Consider the following 25,092-nt stretch of genomic DNA (forward strand, 5'->3'; position numbering starts at 1 on the left):
TTTCGGATAGCGGGGCTCGGGCGTATCCGTGGGTGCGGATACACCCGGCCCCCTCTCAGTCCAGAAGTTCCGACTTCTTGCCGCTCCACGTCACCACGAGCTCGTCACGCGCGCGGCTGGCGGCGACGTAGAGAAGGGAGCGTTCCCGCAGGAGTGCTTCGGCCTGTTCCTCTTCGGGGACCGACTTGGTCACCGAGCGGGACGGGACGTGGGATTCGTCGATTCCGGCGAGGATCACTCGGGAGAATTCCATGCCTTTGGAGCGGTGCATGGTGAGGACCTGGACGTGGCCGGAGGTGGCGGGGTTGTCGTCGAGGGCCCGGGCTTCGATGCCGCGTTCGCCGAGGGCGCGGACGAATTGGGTGCGTTCGTTCTGGCCGCGGGTAAGGATGGCGATGGTGGAGGGGTCCACCTCGGCGTCCAGCCATTCCCGGACCTTGTCGGCGACGGTCTGGAGTTCGGCGAAGACCGAATCGGCTTGCAGCAGTTCGGGGATGGGGCCGTTGCGGGCCGAGCGGTAGCCCTTGGTGGATTCCTGATCGCCCTGGATGTCCTGGTATTGGCCGCCTTGGAGGATCTTGACGGCGAAGTCGAGGTTCTCGGCGGTGGTGCGGTAGTTGAGGGTGAGGCGTTTGGCGCGGCCGACGATCTGGATTCCCATCCGCTTGAGCACCACCGGCTGGCCGTAGATGCGCTGGTGTGAGTCCTCGGCGATGAACAGGTCGTTGGGGCCGTCGGCGACCAGGGCGCGCAGTAGTGCCCAGTGGGTGGCGTGCAGGTCCTGGGCTTCGTCGACGAGGACGTGGTCGGCGACGAAGTGGCCGTCCACGGCGCGTTCCTTCAGGTATTCGGCGGCGAGCGCGAGCACCTCGGGGAAGCTGAGGGTGCCGTCGGTGCGGCTCTGTTTGCGGAAGCCCTCCACCAGTTTCCACACCGCGATGCGCTGCGGGCGGCTGAGGCGGACACCGCGCCCGGCGCGCGCCACCTTCGCGTACTGCTCGAGGGTGGTGACCCGGTTGGCGAGGACGACGCTCACGTACTCGTTGTCGAGGAACGCCGGGGTGGCGAGGCGGGTGTCGAGGCCGCTGTTGACGGTTTCGACGACGTCGCGCCACAGCCGGTTGGTGTTGGTGCGGGCCGAGGTCGGTGCGACGGGGGTGCCGAACAGGGCGGTGGAGGCAGGGCGGAGGTCGCCGGCGCGGTTGAGGATGTCGCTGGCCAGTTTGTCGATGCCGTCGACGTAGACGCCGGTGTCGCCGGGCTTCTGGGCGAGGTGGATGCCGGGTTCTAGGACCTTCAGCGCGGACCGCAACTCCATGGCGAGGGTTTTGTTGAAGGTGGTCAGGATGATTCGGGCATCCGGGTTGCGCTTCCACAGGTTGCGGGCGCGGTGGATGGCGACAACGGTTTTGCCGGTGCCCGCGCCGCCGGAGATGCGCGCGGGGCCGTTGAAGTTCTTCTCCGCGTAGTCACGCTGTTCGGGGTGCAGGAAGGTGCGCCAGGCCGCGAAGTCGCCGCCCTCGATGACGCGGCGCAGTTCGTCGGTGTTGTCGCCGACGTAGGTGAACTGCATCTTCGACACCGGGTGGTCGAGGGCCGCGATGATCTGCGAGTCCTCGTCGAGGGTGTCGTCGACGGGGTTCTCGGTCAGCGCGAGCTTCTCGCGGATGTCGTCGATGCTGCCGCCGAGCGCCAGTTCGAACAGGGCCAGACCCTGCCAGCTGCCGGTGGCCTCCGCTTCGGCGGCGAGCTCGTTGATGGCGTCCTCGTCCATCGCGGCGAGCGCGCGGTCGGCGAGTTCCGGGTCCAGGCCGAGGCGTTCGGTCAGGTCCGCGACGGTGAACCCGAGCCGGGTGAGGAACGACTTCTCCTGTGCGGAAACGGCTTTGCCGAGCGCCCCATCCAGGTCCCGGACCACGGTGCGCTTTTTGCGGTCGGCTTCGCCGTTGAGTTCCCCGATGATGCCTTCGAGGGTGCCGGTGATCGGGTTGACGCGCAGGGTCGAGCGTTCGGCGAGGGCATTGGCTTCATCGTGGTTCCAGGTGCCCATGTAGATGTAGGTGGTGTCGCCGCCCTGCGGGTCGACCCGGAACAGGACGGCCCGATACTGGAGGTCGACGCGCCCGGTGCGGACGCGGGAGTCGGCCGCGCCCTTCATCGGTTCGATGTGCAGCCCGGAGGCGGTGTCGTCGGCTTGCAGCTTCTCCAGGAAGTCGTAGACCTTCCGTTTGACCGACCCGTCGAGTTTGCCCATGGCCTTGGTATTGGTGGCCATCACGATATTCGGCATCACATCACCCCGTTCGTCTTCAGGACCGCCACGATCTGTTCGGGACTGGGCGGGCACATGGTCCAGCCCTGTTCGGACATGTGGGCGGCGGTTTCATCGTTGTCGAAGAGCAGAACCGCGACTTGGCCGTTCGGCCAGCCGAAGTCGACTACTTCGCCGTTGTCGGCTTCCATGCCCAGTACCGGCGGCGGCGCACCGACCGCGGCGAGCGCATGGATGAACTCTCGTTCCGTGTCGGTCACCGCGTCGTCGAGCACTCGCTGCCACGCGGGAGCCAGGCGCACGCCGCTGGTGATCGCCGTGCGGTCCGGTGTGGAGGTGTCGGCTGCCAGCAGGGTGCGGGTGGTGACGATATTGCTGTCGCTGAGCCCGAACCAGTTCGACAGCCGCACCCATTCTTTCCAGCCCTGCCCGCCGTGCGCTTCGAGTTTGCGGTCGCGGTCGTCGACGGCGAGGACGGCGTTGATCTCGGTGATCCCGCCGTCTTTGCGCATGGTCGCGGTCACGGTGAGCGGGCCATCGGAGTAGGACCAGCATGCGTGCGGGCCCGTCGGGATCGAGGTCTTCTGGCCGTCGAGGATGTCGAGTGCCCAGGAGGCGATGGCGGCGCCGTCGCCCTTGAACTGCTTGTTGCCCACGAACATCAGAGGCAGCCAGCGGCCGGCCTCACGCCACGCCTCGGCGTCGGGGTCGCTCATGAACTCGAGCAGCTGTGTGACCGGGTCGGATTCGGTGAGATAGCGCAGGACGGCCGGTTTGAGCTTGCCCATCTGCATGGTCACGTTCGCGGTCTTGGCTTGATACCACGGCGGTTTCACCGGTTGCTTGGTCTTGAACCGTTGCAGGTCCTCATAACCGAAGGACCACACGATCACGTGCCCGGATCGAAGCGTTGCGCGTTTGCGGGCGTCGTCGGCGACCCGGTTGGTATCGGGGGTGGCGTGGAACTTGCGGCCGTCGGCGAAGATCGCGATATCGGGGATGTTCGCGTCGAGGGTGCTCAGCTCGAAGTCCGGGACGACATTGCCGTGCTGCACCTGCGGGATCAGGTTCCAGGTGCGAATCTTGCTGCCGGGCATGGTGATCGTCGCCGACGGCGCGTATGTGCCGGGCTTCTCCTTGATCGCCGCGCCCAGTGTCCGCAACCGCTCGAGGAATTCGACGTAGAACTCCCGTTCCAGCGGTGATTCCTGACTGCCGACCTTCTTGCCCGGTTCCTCCTTGGTCATGGACTGCTGCCAAGTCTCCCAGTCGGGTTCGGCATCGCCCTTGACACCCAGCAGCGAGTCGAGCACATGCAGGGCGGCGGTACGCGACACCTTGTCGAGCTGATGCGGCGGCGCGAACGGCAGCAGGCACTTGTGGCACGCCCGTCGATCCTGTTGCGCGCATTCGCATTCGCGGCACAACTCGCGCGCCGCGACGAGCACCGACCACACTTTGGCGGCATCGGCGAATTCGGCGAGATAGCCGGTGCCGCCGGGCACGGTGTCGTGGATGAGCAGCGCGTGCTGATTCGGCGCATGCAGGGCGTCGGTGATGGTGACGACGTCGAGGTGCTCGGGCGAGCCGCCGATGATCTGACGCAGGCCGAGCAGGATCGCCGCGCTCAGGCTCGGGTAGGCGAAGGTGTCGAATTCGAGCCAGTTCGGCAGGTGCAACAGGACCGCCTGGGTGCGCAGGGTGCGGGCGATCGCGATCTCGCGCACATGCTGTTCGTCGGTGGCGGTTCGGAATTTGCACCAGGCGCGATGCTCGTGTGCGAGGTTCTGTCCGGCGACCTTGTCGAGGCGACCGCAACCCGAGCACACCCGGAACAGTCCGGCGGTGGTCTCCTCCCCGGCGATGGTCCGTTTGCCGCCTTGGGAGGTGCGCCGCCCCATATTGAGCCAGCGAATGTCCATGCTGCGCAGGTATTCCGCGCCGAAGTCGCGGTCGGCGACGAACCAGCGGGACACGATGTTGTCCGGGTCGATGTCGGCGGCGGTGAGGACGGTGTAGGTTTCGAGGCGGCGTTCGTCGCGGGAGTCACCGATGGCGGCCTCATCGCGTTTGACCTCGGCGGACACCTTCGACATCTCCACCACCTGCAATCGCTGACTGATATCGGCGATCGCGCCGGTGTGGCAGCGCGGGCACTGGGTGGGTGGCGCCGTCTCCTCGCCGGCGTGCGCGATGGCGGCCCACCCGCACTGCGGGCACATCCGCCAGGTGTGAATGCTGGACTCACCCGGTCCCAGGTCGATGGCGTCGATCTCGACGGCCAGGCCCTGCGCGTAGAACGTTGAGCCGGGCGCCAATTCGGTGAGCGCCACCCGGGAGCCGCGCTGGTAGGTGGCGGTGTCCCCGTCGTACTGGTTGGTATCCGGGTCGATCCAGGTGATGCCGACGTCGAGGGTTACCGAATCATCCAGGAGGGTGTAGTTCGGAAGGACGCCGTAGCGTTCGAGGACACCCACCCAATGCTCGGTGGTGAGGTCCTTGATGTGGGTTTGCAGCAGGCGCAGGGTGCCGCGCGCGGTGCGCAGGTCGCGGCGGTCGTCGTCGGTGGCGGCGGGGGAGTTGGCGCGTTTCTCCAGTTCCGGGACGACGGCGTCGACGGCCTTGCGGCGCGCGGTCATTTCGGTGACGTCCCGATTCCAGCGGTGCACGGCCTCCCTCAGATGCGCGACCAGCACGCTGGGGACGTCCACGTCGGACGGTGTCGCCCACGTGCGCAACGCTTCCCGCGCGGCCGGGGTGAGCAGCTCGCCGAACTGTCCGAGGAATTCGTCGACGAGTTTCTCGGCCTGCTGGTCGGCGAGGTCTAGAAGCGCTGCCATCCAACTGTTCTCGTCGAAACTGCCGAGCACGGCCCGTGCGTCGCCGGGATCCTGTGCGCCGGGTTCCCGCGCGATCCGGTCGACCAGGTGCGCCACATACTGTCGTTGCAGGATTTCCTCGGCGGTGAGGAAGGCGGCGGGCGGGCGGACATCACCCTGGATGACCGAGGTCGGGTCGTGCAGTTTCGGCAAGTGTTCCCCGCGGCCCCGCACGAACGCCAGCACCAGCGAGTTGCCGGTGAGACGGCCCGCGCGACCGACCCGCTGCAGATACGACGAGACGTTGCGTGGCATGGAGCCGAGCATCACCGTCGACAGATCGCCGATGTCGATACCCATTTCGAGGGTGGGCGTCGCGACCAGCACATTGGGTGCGGCCGGGTCGGGGACCGTGCTCTTGAACTTGGACTCGTAGTCGAGGCGGGTCGCGGTGGGCAGCAGCGAGGTGTGTTCGCGCGCCACCACCCGCTTCATCTCCGAGGAGTCGTAGAGCTTGCGGTAGAAGTTCTGTTTGCGCGGCCCGCGCCGTAGGGTGCCGGGGCAGCGGACGAGCAGGCAGGGCGCGCCGTCGAGTTGGTCGATGACGGCGATCGTGCCCGGATTCTGGGTCTGGCACACATCGCACACCAGCAGGTGCTGGGAGCCGATGAGGCCGTCGTATTCGGGGACGCCGACCAGAATCGCGGATGCACTGAGTAGGTAGGCGGTGAGGTCCTTCTCGGTGGACACCGTGCTCAAGATGCGCTGTTCGGCGAGCGTCGAGAACAGGGTGCGGGCCAGGAAACCGCCCTCGAAGGGGGACACGTCCAGGCATTGCGACGCCCACCGGGCATACCAGGACGAGGGGGCGGTGATGGCGTCGAAACCCTCCGGGACCGTGCGGGCGCCGATCGCCGGGAATGCCGGGGCGGGACGGCCTTTGGGGAAGGCGGGCATGCCCTGCCCCTTGGGTCGACCACCCCAGATCCACCGGCGGTTGGCGTCGCGGGCCACGAACCGGTCGAGCCATTCGTGGCGGATCGCGCCTTGGGTCCGCATCCGCTCGACCGTGCCGCGTACCCACCGGGTGATCGCTTCCGGGGCGGGGCCGGCCGCGGATTCTCCGATGCTGGTTTGATGCTGGGTGGCGGCCACGGCCGCGCGGCCCAGCTTGATCACCCGGTCGGCGTCGCCGAGGTCGACTTCGGCGACCACGCTGCCGGTCAGTTCCAGCGTGCGGCCGAGGCGCGATTGCAGGCCGAATTCGAGGTCGATGTCGAATTGCAGGCGGCGCTTGACATTCCGCAGCGCCTTGCGGCGGTCCTCCTTGGACGAATCGGACTGCCAGAACGCCGTGAACGCCTCATGCTCGACGATGTCAGGGGCCAGCAGGTGGTAGCGGCGCATCGGGTCCTGACCGGCCCGGTCGACGACCCGTTCGCACAGGTCGGCCAGCGTCATCATCTCGCCATCGGAGGCACTGTCGGACAGCGCGTTCCGCAGTGTCGAGCGCAGGCTCAGCGTGTGTGATCGCGACTGCACGAAGCCCGCGCGATGCGCCGCGTCCTGCACGCTGTCGGTGAACATCAGCGCCTTCTTCTCGTCAGCGTCGAGTTCGGCGTCTCCGAAGAGATTCGACAGCGCCACCGACAGCTGGGTGGCGACCGCGCTACCGAGGAACCGGATGCCGTCGGCGCTGCCGCAGGCCGGGCACTGATCCTTCTGCGAGTTGGCGTCGGCCTCAGGTCCGGTCAGCACCAGTACCGGCAGCACGTGACCTTCGAGGACCTCGACGCTCTCGGGATCCGGTGTCTCATCGCTGATTTCGCGGTCCTCGACACGCAGCCAGCGCAGGCCCTCCACCTCCTTGCCGAGGTGTGCTTCGACCGGCGCGAAGATCAGCGCCCGGAACCGGTTGCCGCCGGTGGCGTGATAGGCGCGCACCGATTCCTCGGTCGGGTCGAGGGTGTTGCCGGTCGGGGCCAGCCGTACACCCCACCCGGAGCGGCCGCAGTGGCGGCAGAAGACGGCGGTCTGGAATTCCTTGCTGCGATTGTCGACCGGACCGTCATCGCTCCAGTGGTATTCGGTGGTCGCCGACAGCGCGCGGTCGATGCGGGACAGCTCCCGAATCCACAGGTGCACATCGACGTTCAGCGCACTCCGGCCGATCTCGGCGCGCAGGTGGGACAGGGCGGCGACAATGTAGGCGAGATACCGCTGCCGGGCGGCGCGCGCACCGGGGGTATCGGGTTTCTGGGCGGGCAGCATCTCGTCGGCCAGCTCGGTGAGAGCGCGTGCATCGACCGCCTTTTCGAGCAGCGCGATGACGGTGGGGTGACCCTTCAACAGGTCCAGTAGCTCGATATCGTCGAGCATCCGCAGATCGGCGGCCACCCGCCGCAGATCCTTGCTGCTGTCGTCGGCGCGTTTGAACATGGTGGCCAACACGCCCGCCGCCAGCGTCGCGTTCGACGGCGCGATCTGCGCGAACCCGTCGAGCCACTTCACGATCTCCTCGAAGGCGGTCGGCCGGTTCTGCCGCCACTGCCCGTCGAGGGCAGGGCTGCGGTCGTTCAGCCACTGCTCGGCGGTCAGCCGCGTCTCCCCGATCGCGGCTTTCTCCTCGAACACCTCACCGAACACGGTGTGCGCGAATTCCAGCATCTCGGTGGGCTTGTCCTTGGACCCGAGCGTGGCCGATGTCGCCACCGGGGTGATCTTCCCCAGCGGCCGTTCCCGATCCTGTTCCGTCGCAGCCGAGTCGGCAGTCCAGTACGACTTGACCGCCAACCCCAACCGCCGCAGCAGCATCGCCACATCGGTGCCCTGCGCACCGTCATAGGTATGAAACTCGTCGAGCACCACGTATTGCAGCGACTCCGCCGACTGCCGCCACATCGCCGCCCGATCCGGCCGCAGTAGCAGATGATCGAGCATCTTGTAGTTGGTGAGCAGAATGTCCGGCGGCGAATCGTGCATCAACCCGCGGTCGGTGATCAGCCCCGCCGCCGACACCATCGTCCGCCCACCTGAGGACTGCTCACCGGTGTACAACCCCGCCGTGACCCCCGCGAGCCGCGGATCCTTCGCGATGATCTTGGCCAGTCGCAGTTCCTGATCATTGGCCAGCGCGTTCATCGGATAGATGATCAGCGCCTTCATCCCCGCCACACCCGACTTCTTCGCGCGCAGCACATGATCCAGAATCGGATACAGGAACGACTCCGTCTTACCCGACCCGGTACCCGTCGTCACCAGCGTCGGCAACGGCCTGTCCTGAAACTTCGTGGACAACCGCTCGAACGCTTCCGCCTGATGCTGATACGGCACGAACCCGTCCGGCAGCCAATCCAGTCGCATCCCCCAATTCCCCCGCGCCGGCGCGAACGGCAACCGCAACCGCACATACGGCCCCTTGAACATCCCCGACACCGGATCCCCGATGAAATCCGACAACGCACCCTGCGCATCCGGATCCGTCAGCGCGAACGTAGTCGCCAGATAATCGGTCAACCCCTCCCGCAGGCGATCGGCCTGCAAGGTGGGAAGCAACGCCCCCATGATCTACGTCATCCCTTCTATTGCGCGGTGAAGTGTTGCGCGGCAGTGAAATCGGAGTCATCGATACCGATCAGGGCATCGACGAAAGCTTGGGCCTGGGCGAGCGGGGCGACAGCGGTCAGAGTGGTGTCGGTGAGCTCGGGCGCCACGATCTGGGAACCGTGGCCGTTCATCAGGCGGCGGCCAGTCGCGATGACCTCCGAGGCGATGCGTGACTGCCAGGTGGTGAGCGGCTCGGCGAATACGAGCGTGACCGTCACCAGCCCGGTGGTAGGAGACTCGGTGACAGTGATCCGGCTGCCCGACGCTGTCACCGCAGTCTGCACCTCGTCCCGCGAGCCATCAAGATCGATCGTATTGCTCTGGAGCTCAGTGGAATTCGATGTGGGCATCGAATCTGCTGGATCAACATCTCCGGATGTTGCGGGCCGGGCCGGTGGTTCGATTCCCCGGGCGAGCACGGTCATCGGGGGCCCGTTCAACACCTGTGGCGGCAGCTCGAATGCCTTCTTCGCCCGCAACGACACGGTGGCCGACACCGGCGACGCCATGACCACCGCGGGCGCGACCACCTCCAGCCCACGCGCCAGCAGGTGATCCACGGCGGGCAGGAACTTCTCGCTCATCGCCGGCGTCAACTGCCCGATCCGAACCCCATCGAGCCGAACCTCCGCCACCCGCTTCACCGTCCGCGCGGTTCGTTCCTCCCAGGGAACCAATGTGACCAGCACCAGCGCCGTCCCGCTCTCCGTCCGGTACCGGTCGAGCCACTCGAAATGCTCACCCGTCTTCCCAACCTGCACCGAACCCCCTTCCGGCAGCATCGTGTACAGCCCGGCGGGCGGATCATTGACCGGCGCCATGGTGTCCGGACTCGCCAAATACAGATGAATCTGAGCCCGCACCACCTTCCGCTCCCTGCCCCGCTCATCCCACTCGGGATGCTCCGAAGCCCAAATCCGCGCCCCCACAGTCGGAATGAACCCGCCCGCCATCAACTCCAGCAGCCGCCCCTGATACCGAACCGCATCCTCCCGCGGCAGATATCCGATCGTCTTGGCCTGGAACCGGACCGACACCGCATTCGGATCATGCGAATTCTGCGGCTCCGGGATCAGCTCGACCGTGCGCGACACCTCCGCACCCCGAGGATCGAACTCACCCCCGAGCATCCACAGCACATTCGGGATATAGGCGAAGCTCCCAACCACTTCCTGGCCCGCCCAACCGCCGACACCGAGTGTCCACAGCGGGTACATGGTGTAACCGCCAGCGGCTTCAGTTCGTTGCTGCCTCACCGCTGCTCGCCATCCATGAGCTGGGAGAAGTGCTTGTGGGCGAGTTCCATATCGCGCTCGCGGTCGACACTGACGAACGGCTCCTGATAGGTGATGCCGTCGACGGTGAGGTCGGTGGGCTTCAGACTGCCGTTCTTGCGGTACTCCGATGCCAGCTTCGTTGGGAGCTGGCGTCCGTTCGCGTCGTAGAGGGCTTCTCGCTCGTATCGCTGCAAGACCGGGAACTGGGTACGGTAGATGGTGAGCAGTTCCTCGGCGGTGATGCCGAGCATGACCGCGACGATGGCATCGATCTCTATCAGTGCCTGGCGGCGGTCGGCGGCGCGCCGGAGAGGAGTAGACCAGCTCCAGTCTTTTCCTACCGTTCCCAGTGGCACACGATTAGCGAAATCGATGCCGATATGCGGAGCCCATCCATCATTTTGCCATGAATGGTTATATAGTGCCGCCCAGAATGGGGAATAGGGCTGGACAATGCAATTTAGTCGAAGGGTGCGGAGGAATAATGAAGACTCTAGTGCATGTCCTCTGATATGTGGTAGTTTGTCAATCGAACTGGTCTTTATGTGGCCAATTCCCATTACTTTGACCATGAAATCTGACACGATTGATGTAGAAAATGCGGTCATTGCTGTCAGGTCTGCGGGATTTGAAACCGAGAGCGACAGTATCCCGCCAACATGGGTTGGACCAGCGGGGATCAGGGCGGAATGCAGGGTTCGAACTGTCGCGGAATCACACATTTCCCGCCATGCGAGACGAAAGTATCTTGAGCTTGGATCATCATTCCATTTAGGGTACTTCGCTATGTAGTCCTCGTAGGGCAAGGCGAGCTGATAGTTGGTCCGCGGAACAAAAGAATTGGGTATTGAGTCAAAATCGATTGGCGAGTAGTCTTTGTTACTTCGCATTGATTCATTCGGCTGCTGATTGATCGGAGTGCCAACTGTCAGATGTGGACCCTGGAGAATCACTTCCTCCCAGTTTGGCGGAATCGCGGACCGTGACTCAAAGTATCCACGCTTTCTGTCCTGATCTTCTTCCCAGCCGCGGGTCCAAGAGTACTTGGTACTCCCCAATCGGGGAGCCTTCGCCACCTTGTCGAGCACTTCGGCGCTTTCGCGATTGACTGGGTAAAGCATTCTGGTTTCGGCGGCAGGGGCTCCGGGTTCTTCTACAAGTAGTGCCCAAGTCTCGAGTTGGGAAGCCGTCACGCGGATGATCCTGCTCGCGTGTGGCCGCAGATCCCATTGTCCTTGGTCATCCTTTACGCCGGGTGCTGGTCCGGACCCGTCGTGGACTAACGAGCGCACTACGGTGTCTGGATGATATAAGGATGCGGCTTGCAAGAAGCTGGTATTCGCTACGGTGCCGTAAATATGGACGCCATATTCTTTCGCGTTATGGATTTCGAACAGGCGCTTTTCGTTTCTGAATTGCCAATGTCGTCGGATTCGGGAATATGTCTCGCGGCGAAGTTGTGTTGCTCGAAGTTCGGTGAAATGGCTTTCGGGATGTATGAGTCCTACTATTCCTTGGGGGGCGGCGGCTTTCCATGTGTGGTCCATGAAGCAGCGATATAGATCTGGATGGAGTCCGCCAAGTGTGGGGCGGTTGACACTAGACCCAAGGTACTCCTTTGCTCCGGCTTGCTCTGCGCGTTCGTTCAAAAGCGAGGTAAGTGCCCTTGATTGGGAGAGTAATGCCGTGCGATTCTTCTGTTTGACGAGTTCGGATGGCTTATCGGCAAGCTGCCACCACGGGTCAAACTCGGCGAGCATTGATGCTTCGTCCCAGTCCGGCCGCACCCACGGTGGATTACCCACCTGGAGGTCGAACCCGCGCCGCGCGAATACCGGTGCGAAGTCCAGCTCCCAGTGGCAGAATCCTGCCCTCTCGGCAATTCCCTGTGTGACTGCGAGCCAAGGGAATTGGTGCCAGGCTTGCCCGACTGGCGTTACTTGGGCCAACAGCAGGTCGTACTCCTCGGCGTGGTCGAGTTCCTCCCAGCTGGTATCCCGTCCGAGACTGAGTTGCCCGCGACGTTCGGCGGCCGTTTCCTTGGGCGCGGTGCCGAGGACCGCTTCGAGTCCGCCCACCCAGGTGTCCCAGTCCGGTGGCTCCTTGTCCGTGGTCAGTGGCCACGACCAGAGTGCACACCAAGCATCCATCACGCGCCGGAGTCTTTGGTACGCCCCGTTCGGATTTGAAAGGACGGTCTCGATCTGTTCGCGGGTGACGGCCGGTATGCGTTCGACCGGTTCGGACTCCCACAGGTGGATGTCGCGGCGGATCTCCGATTCGGCGATGGTGAGGCGGTGCAGGGTGAAGTCCCACAGGGTTTCCACGCGCTGAGCAAGGGCGGCGAGGCGTTTGATGATGGCCTTGCTGGGGGATTTGCGGATCTCGTTGCGCCACAGGCGCAGTTCTTCACGCTTGTCCGGTGCGTAGGTCTTGGCTTCGGCGGTGTCGATGACCGCGCCCCAGCCTTCGGCGGGGAGCAGGAAGTGGTGGATGCCGATGCCGACGTCCTCGCCCAGCAGGACATCCTTCGGAACGGTTTTCAGCCACACCTTTTTCGCCAGCTCGTTCGGGGTGTGCACCGCTCGGCGGGCTCCGATGAGCGAGTTGCCGCGCCGCAGGTGCAGGCCGAACCACGGTGCTTGCAGCCCCGCGACCATGGTGTCGAGCCACAATGAGATTTCGGCGAGTTCCACTGCGGTGGCGTTGAGGTCGACGCCGTACACCTGGTGAAGGGCGATGTGGGCCTTCACCTTTTGTAGTTCCATCGTGTATTTGTCGGCGTCGATGGCCTTGCCGAGATCCTCTTGCTTGCGCTTGAGGTATTCGGTCGCCAGCTGCCGAACCGCTTCGATGGCGAAGGCGCCTGAGCCGAGGGCGGGCTCGCAGATGGTGAGTTGGAGGATTTCCTCGGGGGTGGTGCGGGTGTGGTTCTGGTCGAGGAGTTCTTCGAGGGCTTGGGAGACGACGAATTTCGTCAGGACCTCGGGGGTGTAGTAGGAGGCGGATTGCTGGCGTTCTCGGCCGGCGAGGCGGAAGACGAAGGTGCCCTTGCGGTGGATGACCGGGCGGGATTCGTGGGTGTCGGGGTCTTCGGCGCGGACGAAGTCGGATTTGGAGAGGTGGTCGGCGCGGTTGGTGGGGACTACCCAGGAGCCTTTTTCGGGGTCGCCGTTCTTGGCTACCTCGTAGAGGTCTTCACCGGCAAAGAAGCCGGTGTACGACATCAGGCCCTCGTAGACCGCGCCCAGCTGGTTGATGCCAAGTTCGGCGTAGCTGATGAAACCGCGGTCGGCTCCCTTGCGGCCCTTGCTCTCCTTGGTGAGCAGCAGGTGCTCGAGGACGCGCTGGACGGCCTCGTTCGAAAGGCCGACGGTATCGATGAGCTCGGTCGCCTTGGGGGAGAACAGGTCTGCGCGCAGTGGGTTGAACTCGAGGCCGGGGGCCGGATCGTCGAGGTGGTGTGCGCGGACTGTGGGGGTGTGGCCGTTCTCGACCAGGTCGAAGAGTTTCTTCAGCGACTCGTAGAGGTGGGTGCCGGTGCGGGCGTGCGGGGAGACGAGTTCGGTGAGGGTGAGTTCGCGGAGGCGGTCGAGGCCGTAGCCCTCGTCGTATTCGGCTGCGCCGGTGGGGAGGACCCGCATTTCGGGGGAGGCTTCCGCGTACAGCAGAAACAGGATGCGGTACAGGAAGCGCAGGGAATGCTTGGCCAGGTCCTGGCCGTCGATGCCGTCCATGGTCAGGTCTCGGGCGCGGCGGCGCTCCACCACGTTGTTGGCGATGATCTCGATGGAGAGGCGGATGCCTTCGCGCAGGTCTTTCGAGACGCCGACGGTGTGCTTGACCGAATCCTCGAGGATACCGGTCCACCAGATATTGCCGTCGGCGTCCTCCGTCAGCGCCTGACGGCCGAAGATCGCTGCGGCCCGGTCGATTTCACCGCCGCGCGCCTCATGCCTGCGCTCGGTCACCACCAGCAGATCCACGGCCAGGTAGCGGCCCTCGGCCCAGCGCTCGGCCTCCGCGAGCAGCATCCACTGACCGGCCTGCACCACTACGAATGCGGGCGGGGCATCGGATCGGAAGGCTGCCGACACCGTCTTGGACGCCGACTCGATCGGCTTGCCGTCCTCGGTGGCGGGCGTGATCAGCTGCCCGGTATCCGGATCGAGGAGGTCCTCGATCGAGGGGACCGGATTCGCCTGCAGGAATAGCACATTCGAGACAGCGGGGAGCCCGGCGTCCGGGATCAACAGCTCCGAACCGGCGCGTTCGGCGGTGAACGGAATCAGCTCACCTTGATAGCCGAACGCCTTGCGTGCCTCGGCATGCGCCTTCGGCGCGTCCTGCGGGTTCTCGGCGAGTCCGGCCAGCGCGGTCTGCAAGTCCCGGGTGGCGGCGAGCAGGGAGGCGCGGACGGTGTCCCGGCCCTCCTTGGCCTCGGCGTCCCAGAACTTGCGCAGCTCCATGACCTTGCCATGGAAGGACTCCTTCACCGAGTCGGTGGTGAAGTAGTGCTCGCTGATCCAGTCCTCGCCGATGACGATGGAATCGAAAGAGGCCATGGTCACTGATCCTTATCGGGGACGATCACCAGCAGCGGGCGCACCAGCTGCTGAGTGGGGGCGAGGGATTCGGCGAGGCGCTGCTCCTCGGCGATGCGCTCGGACAGCTTGTCCACCTTCTTCTTCTGGCCGCCGAACAACTCCAGCTGCTGTGCCTCCGAGTACCAGCGATCGGCTCGCAGCCGCCACCGCTCGAGCCGCTGCTCGGCGAGCTCCTGCTGCTTGTCGAGGGTCACCTTCATCGCCTCGGTGGCGTGGTCGACAGCCACCGGAATCAGCGGCCGGTACCGCTGCGGGTCGGTGATCGCGCCGGGATTGGCCGTGCCGGGCCGCAATCCGGTGTCGGTGGTGAGGAAGGTCAGGTCCTCGCGGGTTTCGACCAGACAGAAGGCCGGGTTGCCCGGATTCGGGAATTCCGCGGTCGAGAACACCCGGGACACCAGCTGTCCGCGCCGATTCATGAGCGTGCCCATCAACAGCACCGTCGGTGTCTCGACCGCACCGCGGATCACGAAGATCTGGTTGCGGCCCAGCGCGCTGAGCGCGCGATCGCTCGCCCAATCCAGCACCGGATGCAGCGGACCGAGGAAATGCGCCTCCGGCCAGGTCGTTTCATTGACGCCCTTGCCCTTGCGCGCGGCAACCAGCTGTGCATTGCCGACCTGCGCGGTGGTGGCCAGCTTCAGCCGCTCCAGCACCCTGCCCTCCTGGAGGTAGTCCTGCGGCAGCTGGCTGAGCCGCTGCTTCAGGTCTCTGGGCGGAATCAGTTCGGCGATACCGTGATTGGCGTGCACGGTCCAGCCGATCCCGCCGCGGTCCGGATCGGCGTGCGGGACATCGTTGAACGCGGCGCGCAAGGCCTCGTCGAGGAAGCTGATGTCATCGGCGTAGAGGCTCTGGCGCGGCAGTTCGGGCAGTTCGGGCGGCGCGCCCTCGGTCAGGTCGAACGAGGCGAAGAAGGCGTCCACGTCGTCGCCCTCCGCCACCTGCTCGATGCTCCGCACTTGCTGCTCCAGCGTCGAGCGGCCCGCGAGCACTTCCCGGATCGCGGACTCCTCCTCGCCCACACTGTGTTTGCCCATCAGGGACGCGACGTCACCGAGCGTGGAATGCGCCTGCGTCTCGCGTTCCAGCAGCCGCGACAGCACGCGCAGATCACCGGAGAACTCCGGATCCGACGGCTCCAGGATCAGCGATGAGATCACCGGCGGATGCTGCTGCCCGTACCGGTCGATACGGCCGTTGCGCTGTTCGATCCGAATCAGCGACCACGGGATGTCGTAGTGGATCAGATGGTGGCAGTGCGCGTGCAGGTTCACGCCCTCGGAGGCCACATCTCCGGTGACGAGTACTCGGATCGGGGAGGTCTCCAGCTTGAAGTTGTCCACGATCGTCTGCTGATCCACGTCCGAGAGGCCACCGTGCAACATGACGACGTTCTCCGGTCGCAGGCCGAGTTCGCCCGGCAGTACGTCCACCAGCCACTTCAAGGTAGCGATGCGTTCGCCGAACACCACCGCGCGCGTCGGCGACTTCGCACCGATACCGATCTCGCGCAGCCGGTCGACCAGCGCGGCCTGCTTGCCCGCCGAGGTGTCGAAAGCCTTGTCGTTCAGCTCGGACAACACGTCGAGCGCCGCCAGCTCGGCCCGCTGCGGACCCTGCGGACCGCCCTGTTCACGGAGCTTGTTGCGCCGCTGGTTGATCGATTCGCGCAGGGCGGCGGGAGACGACAGGAACGCCTTCGCCAAAATCCAGGGGAACAGTGCCTTCGTCTCGCCGGAATACGGTGAACGGCCGGTCGCCGGATGCAACCAGGTGATCGAGAGCTCTCGTGCGACAGCGTCTTCGGCCGAGGAGGGGGTGACGAGGCGGTGCACCGGCTCGGCGCGCTCGGCCCAGTCACTGCCGACCTCCGCGGACACCTCCGGATGATGCCGATGTCTTCGGATCAGCAGCGCCGAGACGTCCTCCCTGGTGAAGGTTCCGTCGGCGGCGACCGCGGTCGGGTCCAGCAGGCGCAGCAGCTCGGCGAACGACTCCTCGCGGCCATTGTGCGGGGTGGCCGAAGCCAGGATGAGCGCCTCGGTATTCGGGGCCAGCACGCGTGCCAGCTCGTTGTTCTGCGTGCCCACATTGGTGAGGTTGTGCGATTCGTCGATCACCACCGCGTCCCAATGCTGGCGCGCCAGATGCGCTTTGTAGCGGGGACTCTTGAGCGTGTCGATCGAGATGATCGCTCGCTTGTAGAAGGTGAACGGATTCCGGGTTGCCGGAAGCTTCTGGCGCACCTTCTGAATGCCCGTCGAGTCGAGCCGGACGAACGGCAATGCGAAGCGGCACCACAGCTCGTGCTGCATCTGCTCGAGCACATGCCGCGGCGTGACGATGAGAATGCGCTCACCCCGCCCGCGCCGCACCAGCTCCGACAGGATCAAGCCGATCTCGAGCGTCTTGCCCAGACCGACCGCGTCGGCCAGCAGAATCCGCGGCCGATTATGCTGCGGGTCCAGGGCTTTCGCCACCGCCACCCGCTGATATCCCAGCGGGTCCGCGAGCATCCGTGTCGAGACCGTCAACGTCTGATCCCCGTAGGGAAACGGCGTCTTGCGCAGTAGCGACTCGAGCCACAGCCGAGCGGCCCGGTATCCGGACGAACCATCGGCGACCACCTCAGCCGCCGCCGGATCGAGCACCTCGATCTTGTCGAGGCTCGCATAAAAGGTTGCGGTGGTGTCGGCGACCAGTTCTGACAGCCCCCGCACCCGCAGCAGAGTCCCGTCCGAACCCCTCTCGACCGAGGTAACCAGCCATTCCTCATCGCGGACGACCACAATCGAGCCGGGCGCCACCCGGAGATCGTGTTCTTCGGTGACGTTCATGACATGTAGCTCCTGAGATCGACTGTAAGGCACCAACTTAGCGGCGAGTTTGCGTGGAAACAGGTTCACGGCGCTTCTGGCACGATCGGTCATGCCGCCGACAAGAAATGTCCTAAATGTCTGATATGCCCGATTGGGAAAAGGGTCGCCGGACCCCCGCCACGTCGGCGAGTCGCCCCCTGAGTGCACCTGTCGCCGGCAGGTTCACAGCGTGGTAGCTGAGTCGGTCGAGGCTAGTCGGGGCTCGGCATTCCCGCATCGGTCGGCCAATCGGTCATCAGATGAGCGGGTTTATCGCGCTTCATTCCAAGGGCGTGTCGTTACCATCGGCATGGCCTCGCCGGCCCTGATGTTCAACTGCCGGAAGTCGGTGCCGTGTACCCAGGCGTTCCACGCCCTGAGATACAGATGAAGCTGGTTGCGTGATTCATCAGCCGCGGATCGTGTTCCGCGAGGTTGGCTCCGGTCTCCAGGCCTTCGAGCCAGGCGAGCTGGTCGACATCCGGGCGCTCGGTACGGGTCAAGTAATGCCCGACAGCGGCGCGGGACGAGGATGCGAAAGGAATCCGGTGGTCGTCATGTCCTTATCCGATCTACCGCAGCGAGACCGTCGCGCCGCCGGAGAACATCGAGTCGTGCAGGACGATGTGGTCCAGGATCGAGTCGGTGGGCAGGTCGTAGACGACCTGGGCGGTGATGGAATTGCCGGGGTTGATCTCGGCGTAGAGGCTGGTGTCGGACTGGAGGTTGATCGCGGCCGCGGCGTCGTTGGAGAACTTGCGCTTCTGGGCGTCGTAGACGTCCTGGTTGGAGGGGGAGAAGCCGTAGGGGACCTTGCCGATGTTGCGTACGGTGAGGGAGATGATGGTGTAGCTGCCCTGCGCGGTTTTACGGAGGTAGGGGTTGTCGCCGACGGTCTTTATGCCGGTCTGGATCTCGGTGACGGTGAATTCGAATTTGCCGTCGCGGACCGGGGTATTGAGGCCGGGAGCGGGGGGCTTCTCGGTGGTGGGAGCCGGTGCGGCGGGCGCGTTGCCGGGCGCCCCGGCGGCGGCGACCGGAGCGCCGGGCGTCGAAGTCGCCGGGGACTCAGCGGATTTGGTGGACTTGCCGCCGAGCGCGCTGCCGACGCCGCACAGGACGACGATGCCGGCCAGGATCAGCAGGATGATCTTGAGGGTGTTCGACTTCTTGGGCGGGACCGGCTGCATGGGGTACTGCGGCTGGTACGGGCCCTGGGGATACGGCGGGGGAGTGGGCTGCTGGTAAGTCATTGGTGCTCCTGTGCTTTCGATGGAGGGCGGGACGCGTGGTCGTGCGCGCGTCCCGCCGCGGACGGTGAGGGTGTCGGCTAGTCGAGGGTCCAGGCGCAGCCGTCGACGTTGACGACATCGCCGGACCTCAGGCGTACGTACGACGCGCCGGAGTAGGACTGGATGTCGATCGCCTCGGAGTCCTTGGCCCCCTTGTAGGGAAGCCAGACGATGAAGCAGAAGCCGTAGTCCTGGTCGCGCGGACCGGACGTGGAGTAGAGGCCGGGCTCGACGTCCTGCCCGACGACCTGCATGCCCTGACGGAGCTGGGTGGCGGGGGCGGCATGGGCGGTGGCGGTCGTGGCGAACGAGATGCCGGTCGCGGCGAGGGCGGTGACGGTGATGCCGCCGAGGGTGGTGAAGAGACTGGTGCGCATGGTTTTTCGGTTCTTTCGTGAACGAGTGGAACGCGGTCAGAGCTTGTACTGCGGGCAGTACGCCTTGATGGCGGCGTCGAGGAAGAGGTAGGGGTACTTCAAGGTGTTGCGGGCCTTCTCGGCGAGGACGATCTGGTTGTGCGCGGAGTTGCCGTAGGCGTCGAGCCACTGGCACTGGGCGTGCGCCAGGCCGATGGCGCTGTCCTGGACCGAGCAGCTGTTGTCGTTCTCGCCCGAGGCGCGCAGGAAGCGCAGGTCGGCATTGCTGCGAGGGCCGCAGCCGGGGGCGGAGGAGCCGTTCGAGGAGCCGCCGGAGGAACCGGTGTTCGGAGCGGCCAGGGCGGCGGGGGCGGCTGCGGTGAGAGCGGCGGCGGTGATGCCCGCGGCGAGCAGGGACGAGACGGTACGCATGATTCCTTCTGGAAATGGGGTGGATAAGGACCGCGACGCCCGACGGGCGCGCGGGGTCGCCGCGGCGGGGGAAGCCGGCCGCGGGCGTCTCGGGTGGAGCTCAGCTGCGGCGCAGTCGCCGCATCAGGTGACGCAGCATGGCGCGCAGCAGGTTTCGGGATCGGGTGGTTGCGATGGTCGGCTGATAGCGCGTCGCGGTGGCGGCGGCGGTCGAGGCCAGCTCGGCCTGCCGGCGGGCGGCCTCGGCTCGTTTGATCGGCACGGTGCGAGCGGCGACCTCGGCCGGCGAGGGCACTACGCGCGAAGGTGGCATCGCGGAGGTGGCAGTGGTGCGGGGGTGGGTCGGTGACGCGGTACGGGTGCTCGGAATCTCGGCGGTCGGAAGCGGTTCCGGTGCCGTGGCCCTGAGCGGTGTCGGTGCAATGCGAGCGGCGACGTCAGCAGGTGTCGGGATCATGGCCGAGGCCGCGACGATGCTGCTCAGATCCCTTGGCGCCCGGATGAACTCGGCTGCCGGAAGGTAGTCCGTGGCCGGGTGGACCCGGTGGTGAAGCGCCCCGGAGCCGCTGGTGACGGCGAGGTAATTCTCGTGTTCCTCGAGCGTCCAGCTGGTGAGGTGCCAGCCGTCGCAAGTGGTGCATCGGTATGAGTTCTTCTCTCGCCGTGCGGGATTGGTGCGATCGAGTGCGTGCAGCGTGTGGTCGGCCTCGCGCTGGGTGGCGTAGCGGATCTTGCCGCCGCCCACGCAGCGTGGCAGTGCCGCGTGGACGCGCTGAGCATCGCGAATGCTGTCCGCCTGGGCGGATAGCGCACGACTGCGGGTGCGCATCGAACGGCGGTGCGCGCGGCTGCGGAGTTGGCGGTGCCGAGTCATGTGTTCCTCCCCTGACGGCTTGGCGATGCCCTGACGGCTCAGCGGTGTGTCCACTGGCCGAAGCGGATGTATCCATCGGGCTCTATGTCGGTGCGATGCTAAACACTAAGAAGGCGTGAAAACATTGTCAACTGGATAATGCAGATTGATTTTTGCTCACCGGTCGAGCAGGGTGGGAGGAACGTACACGAGAGGAGGGACATGTCGAAGCCTGTGTCAACCGTCAGCGCCGCGGAGATCTCCCGGCTGGCAGGGGTCACGCGCGCCACTGTCAGCAACTGGCGGCGGCGCCACGCCGACTTCCCCAAGTCCATCGGGGGGAGTGAGGCGCGACCGCAATTCGACCTGCACGAGGTGCAGCGCTGGCTGGCCGAGAACCGAAACGACACCAGCACTTCGGCCGTGAACGAACTGCGCACACTCGTTCGCGCGCGTGCCACGCCCGAAACGGTCGCGGAGTTACTCCAAGCGCTGCACGTCGTCGGTGGTGACTGGGTGTTGCCCAGGAATCGTGTCTCCGAGGTCGATGACGAGGCGGTTCGGATACTCGCGCGGGTGGCCGCCGCGGAGGGTGCCCGCACGGCCATCGACATCCTGGGTGAACGTGCGCTCGAGGAGACCGCGGCCACCGGTGTGTACATCACACCCGCCTGGGTAGCGGACATGATGGCGGCCCTGGCGACTTCACCCGGGGCCGGAGCCACCCACGCCGTGCTGGATCCGGCCTGCGGCAGCGGGTCTCTACTCCTGGCGGCGGCGCGCGCAGGTGCGGACGAACTCGCCGGTCAGGATGTGCTGCCCGTGCAGGTGCAGCGCGCGCGGCTGCTCATCGAAGCCGAGACCGGCGTTGAGCCCGACCTGCGCGCCGGTGACAGTCTCACCGCCGACGCCTTCCCCGACCTGCGCGCCGACATCGTGGTGTGTAATCCGCCCTACGGTCAACGTGACTGGGGTGCGACCGAATTGGCGTTCGATCCCCGATGGGACTACGGGCTGCCGCCGCGCGGGGAATCCGAACTCGCGTGGGTCCAGCACGCGCTCGCGCGTCTACGGCCCGGCGGGACCGCCGTACTGCTCCTCCCGCCCGCGGTGTCGACCCGCCCCTCCGGGCGCAAGATTCGCGCCAACCTGGTGCGCACCGGAGCGCTGCGCGCCGTGATCGGCCTTGCGCCGGGTACCGCCCAACCCTGGCATGTCGGCCTGCAGATCTGGATGCTGCGCCGGCCCCAACCGGCCGCGCCCGTCGCCGACTCGATGCTGTTCGTCGACACCACCGGCCTGCCCGCGACCCCCGACGGAGAGAACTCCGTCGCCGCCGCGGTGCTGCGAGCCTGGCGGTCGTTCGACGGCCCCGACCCGGACGCCGCGACTGAATCCGGTGTGGCGGTGGGCGTTCGGCTGGTGGACGTGCTGACCGAAGCCGTCGATCTCACACCTGCCGGATACGTCCGCTCCGCGCTGGATTCGGGCACCGTCTCCGATCGGGTCGACGAGGCGATTCGGCGGTTGGGCGACGCTGCGGCGGATCTGACCTCGGCCACCGTTCACCTGTGCGGGTGGTCGGCTGGACCAGGCGTGTCGTGGCGCTACGTGACGATCGCGGACCTGGCGAATCATGGTCAGCTGGAATTGATTCGGTCGATCCTGCCGGGCGGGGACTCTGCCGCGGTGTCGGGTCGGGTGCCCGCCGATACGCCGGACGCCGAAACCGATGCGGCGCGGGATCTGGATTCCGTCGCGTCACAGCGCCGGACATCCGCGACCGGATCGAGCGAGAAGTCCGCGATGTCCTCCGGAGCCGGCCATCCGCGCCGGATGCTCACCGCACTCGATATCGCGAGCGGTGAGCGGGCATCGGGGACGGCGGGATTCTCCGCCCCGGCGACGAGCGTCGAGGTCGAAGCCGGTGACGTTCTCATCCCCGCGGTGCGCAGTGACCGCACCGGCGGGCGCAGTGCGCGGGTAGCCGACGCGCAGGACGCCGGTGCGATCCGTGGACCGCACATCCACACCCTGCGCGTCGATCCGGACCGGCTCGACCCCTGGTTCCTGGCGGGCTTCCTGACCGGCGCCGAGAACATCTCGGCGACACGGACATCCACGGTCCGCTTCGACCCTTCCCGGCTGCGCATCCCCGTGCTCGGCCTGGCCGAGCAACAACGGTATGGCGAACTGTTCCGGCAGCTGTTCACGCTGCGCACCGCCGCCCGCCGCGCCACCGAGGCCGCCGAGCAGGTCGCCGAGCTGGTGACCACCGGGCTGACGGCGGGTGCGCTGGCGCCCGAGGATGCCGAGGACGGACGATGAGTGCCATCTTTGCTTCACACCCGGCGTTGCGAGCTACAGCGCTGCTACTTTTGCTGCCGATCAGAAATTCGGTGTGGGCGGGGGAGACCAGGGGTCATGGTGGGTGAGGTCGTTGGTCGGCGGGACCGCGCCGGCGTTGACTGTGCGGCCGGCGGCGTGCCCGGTGCGCTCGACATCGGCCAGCGCCCGGACCCGTTCGCCGAATACCGGGACCGGTGCTCGGCGTGGCTCGATCTCGGGGATGTGCGGCCGCCGATGCTGGAGCCGGACACGGCCTCGCACACGCCGATTCCGTTCGAGGCGCTCGTCGACGCCGGTGCGCTCGCAGTCCACGAAGCGCCGCCGACCGTCAGTTCCACGGGCGGGGACACACCGATGTTGACCGCCAAGGATGTCCGGCTCGGCCGTGCGCCGTCGCGCTGGGGCACGGCCGACGCTCCGGGTGCGGTCACCGTTCGTGCCGGGGACGTCGCCGTGACGATCAGCGGCGAGCCCGCGGTTCGGGTCTGCACCGCCGAGGGTGCGCTGCTCGGACCGGGAATTCGGCTGGTGCGCGCTGCTTCCGCTATCGATCCGCACTTTCTGGCGGGGATTCTGCGGGCGGCTGTCGAGGCTGCCGAGGGCGATCACATCGACATCTATGACGTGGCCGTGCCGCGCATCGCTCCGTCCGAGCAACGTCGTTACGGCCGGGCGTTCGAGCAGTTGACCGAGCTGGAGACCGTTTTTCGCGAACAGCGGGCAAATATCGGACAATTGGCGCGAATCGGATTCGGCGGATTGGCCGCGGGCACACTGCGTCCCGTCGCCGGCACCGAGTAGGTCCGCGTGTCGGTTTTTCAGTATTCACGGAGGTAATGGCGGTGCAACCGCAGATCGTCGGCGGCCGTTACAAGCTGATCCGTGAGATCGGCTCGGGCGGTATGGGACGCGTATACGAGGGCTACGACCAGAACCTTCGTCGCCGCGTCGCCGTGAAGTTCACGCACCCGAGCCTCGACGAGGATCCGGGCTGGGACGACCGATTCCTGCGGGAAGCCGAACTGATGGCCCAGTTCAACCACCCCGGCCTCACCGTGATCCATGACGTGGGCACCGGGGCCTTCGCTCCCGGCGGGCCCGAACGTCCTTACCTCGTCATGGAATTCATCGAAGGCAAAACCCTCGACACGCTGCTGGAAACGCGGGGTGCGCAGCCGGTCGGCGTGGTGGCCAACCTCGGCGCACAGGCCGCCGCCGCGCTCGCCGCCGCACATCGAAACCGTATCTACCACCGCGATCTCAAGCCGTCGAATCTCATGCTGTGCGCCGACGGCACGGTCAAGGTGCTCGACTTCGGGCTCGCGGTCGCACCGGATTCCGGCCGCACCCGGCACACCAGCCACGGCCAATCCATCGGAACGCCCGCCTATATGGCGCCCGAACAAGTCGAATTGAAGCCGGTGCTGCCGCAGACCGACCTCTACTCGCTGGGACTCGTGCTGTACGAGCTGCTCACCGGAGACCGGGTGATGACAGGCACAGCGGTCTACACCCTGTGGCAGCAGCAGATGGAACACATGCCCCCCGACATCCGGCGGGAACGCACCGGGGTCCCGGTCGAAATGGCCAGGCTCATCATGAGCATGCTGGCCAAATCGCCCGACGCGCGCCCCGACGACGCCGCGACCGTGAACGCGGTGCTGCTGCGCTACGCGACCGACCTCAATGAGCTGCCCGAGGTCAACGACAACCACAGCCCCGCCCGCATGTACGCCCTCGCGGTCGGGTCCACGGCATCCCCGCGCACCGCCCGGACCGTGGTCGCCCCCTCCAACGATCGGACCGAGTTGGTCGAGCGCCGGCCCGATCCCGCTCCCGCTCGCGACTTCAGCCGCGCCGACCTACAGCGAGCCGTGCGCCGCGCCCGCGACCTGGCCGACGACTCCCGCTACGATCCGGCCATCCACGAACTGCGCACGGTCGTCGAATACGCCGTCCCCCTGCTGGGTTCACGCGATGCCGACGTCGTCGAGGCGCGAGTGAAGCTGGCCGATCTGCGGTTCGAGAACACCGACTACGCCGCCGCGGCGGATCTGTATCGCGCGCTGATCGACGATCTCACCGCGGAGCGCGGGCCCTACGACGACCAGGTCATGTACTGCCAGCGCCAGCTGGCCACCTGCCACGTCCACCTGGGCGACACACGCAATGCCCTGACTCGGCTCAAGCGATTGCACTCGCAGATGGCGCTCCGCTACGGGGAGCAGGACCGCCGCGTGGTCGATCTCGCGGCGCAGATCAATCACATAAGGCCCTCGTAGTCAGATGAATCCGCCTATTCCAGGCGGAATGGAACTGCTCGGGTAGCGGATGCGTATCAGTCGTCGATAGCTCTCCGCGGACCGTG

General features: G+C 66.0%; 12 protein-coding genes. 3 read left to right on the forward strand and 9 right to left on the reverse strand.

The genetic code is table 11. The features are described from left to right. Window positions 1-55 precede the first annotated feature (55 nt). The 9 genes from ACWELJ_RS01525 to ACWELJ_RS01565 form a co-directional block, all read right to left on the reverse strand. Window positions 56-2,290 carry a 3'-5' exonuclease gene (locus ACWELJ_RS01525; RefSeq protein ID WP_452364222.1) on the reverse strand — a complete coding sequence of 745 codons (2,235 nt, stop codon included), beginning with the start codon at window positions 2,288-2,290 and terminating at the stop codon, window positions 56-58. Next, a complete protein-coding gene (locus tag ACWELJ_RS01530) occupies window positions 2,290-8,655 on the reverse strand; it encodes a DEAD/DEAH box helicase (RefSeq protein WP_452364223.1) in 6,366 nt (2,121 codons plus the stop codon). Before ACWELJ_RS01530 ends, ACWELJ_RS01525 begins: the two co-directional genes overlap by 1 nt. Before the next feature lie 17 nt (window positions 8,656-8,672). Further along, a complete protein-coding gene (locus ACWELJ_RS01535) occupies window positions 8,673-9,953 on the reverse strand; it encodes an HIRAN domain-containing protein (RefSeq protein WP_452364224.1) in 1,281 nt (426 codons plus the stop codon). After that, window positions 9,950-14,539, reverse strand: a complete 4,590-nt coding sequence (locus ACWELJ_RS01540) for a DNA methyltransferase (RefSeq protein ID WP_452364225.1) — start codon at window positions 14,537-14,539, stop codon at window positions 9,950-9,952. Before ACWELJ_RS01540 ends, ACWELJ_RS01535 begins: the two co-directional genes overlap by 4 nt. A 2-nt stretch (window positions 14,540-14,541) precedes the next feature. After that, entirely contained in the window at window positions 14,542-17,421 is a 2,880-nt protein-coding gene (locus ACWELJ_RS01545; RefSeq protein ID WP_452364316.1) for a helicase-related protein, read from the reverse strand. Between the two features lie 593 nt (window positions 17,422-18,014). Then, window positions 18,015-18,695, reverse strand: a complete 681-nt coding sequence (locus ACWELJ_RS01550; RefSeq protein WP_452364226.1) for a DUF4352 domain-containing protein — start codon at window positions 18,693-18,695, stop codon at window positions 18,015-18,017. A 77-nt stretch (window positions 18,696-18,772) separates the two neighbouring features. Further along, window positions 18,773-19,111 (reverse strand): hypothetical protein, encoded by a 339-nt coding sequence (locus tag ACWELJ_RS01555; RefSeq protein ID WP_452364227.1) that lies wholly within the window; start codon window positions 19,109-19,111, stop codon window positions 18,773-18,775. A 36-nt stretch (window positions 19,112-19,147) separates the two neighbouring features. Then, window positions 19,148-19,522 (reverse strand): DUF732 domain-containing protein, encoded by a 375-nt coding sequence (locus ACWELJ_RS01560; RefSeq protein WP_452364228.1) that lies wholly within the window; start codon window positions 19,520-19,522, stop codon window positions 19,148-19,150. 100 nt (window positions 19,523-19,622) lie between these two features. After that, window positions 19,623-20,450, reverse strand: a complete 828-nt coding sequence (locus tag ACWELJ_RS01565) for a hypothetical protein (RefSeq protein ID WP_452364229.1) — start codon at window positions 20,448-20,450, stop codon at window positions 19,623-19,625. Between the two features lie 147 nt (window positions 20,451-20,597). Between ACWELJ_RS01565 and ACWELJ_RS01570 the strand changes: the two genes are divergently transcribed. From ACWELJ_RS01570 to ACWELJ_RS01580, 3 genes are all read left to right on the forward strand, one after another. Beyond that, complete coding sequence (locus ACWELJ_RS01570) at window positions 20,598-22,703, forward strand: N-6 DNA methylase (RefSeq protein WP_452364230.1); 2,106 nt, start codon at window positions 20,598-20,600, stop codon at window positions 22,701-22,703. A gap of 96 nt (window positions 22,704-22,799) precedes the next feature. Next, window positions 22,800-23,525 (forward strand): hypothetical protein, encoded by a 726-nt coding sequence (locus ACWELJ_RS01575; RefSeq protein ID WP_452364231.1) that lies wholly within the window; start codon window positions 22,800-22,802, stop codon window positions 23,523-23,525. A gap of 35 nt (window positions 23,526-23,560) precedes the next feature. Then, on the forward strand, window positions 23,561-25,006 hold the full coding sequence (locus ACWELJ_RS01580; RefSeq protein ID WP_452364232.1) for a protein kinase domain-containing protein: 1,446 nt from the start codon (window positions 23,561-23,563) through the stop codon (window positions 25,004-25,006). Window positions 25,007-25,092: the final 86 nt, after the last annotated feature.

The sequence above is a fragment of the Nocardia sp. NPDC004582 genome (genome assembly GCF_053602115.1).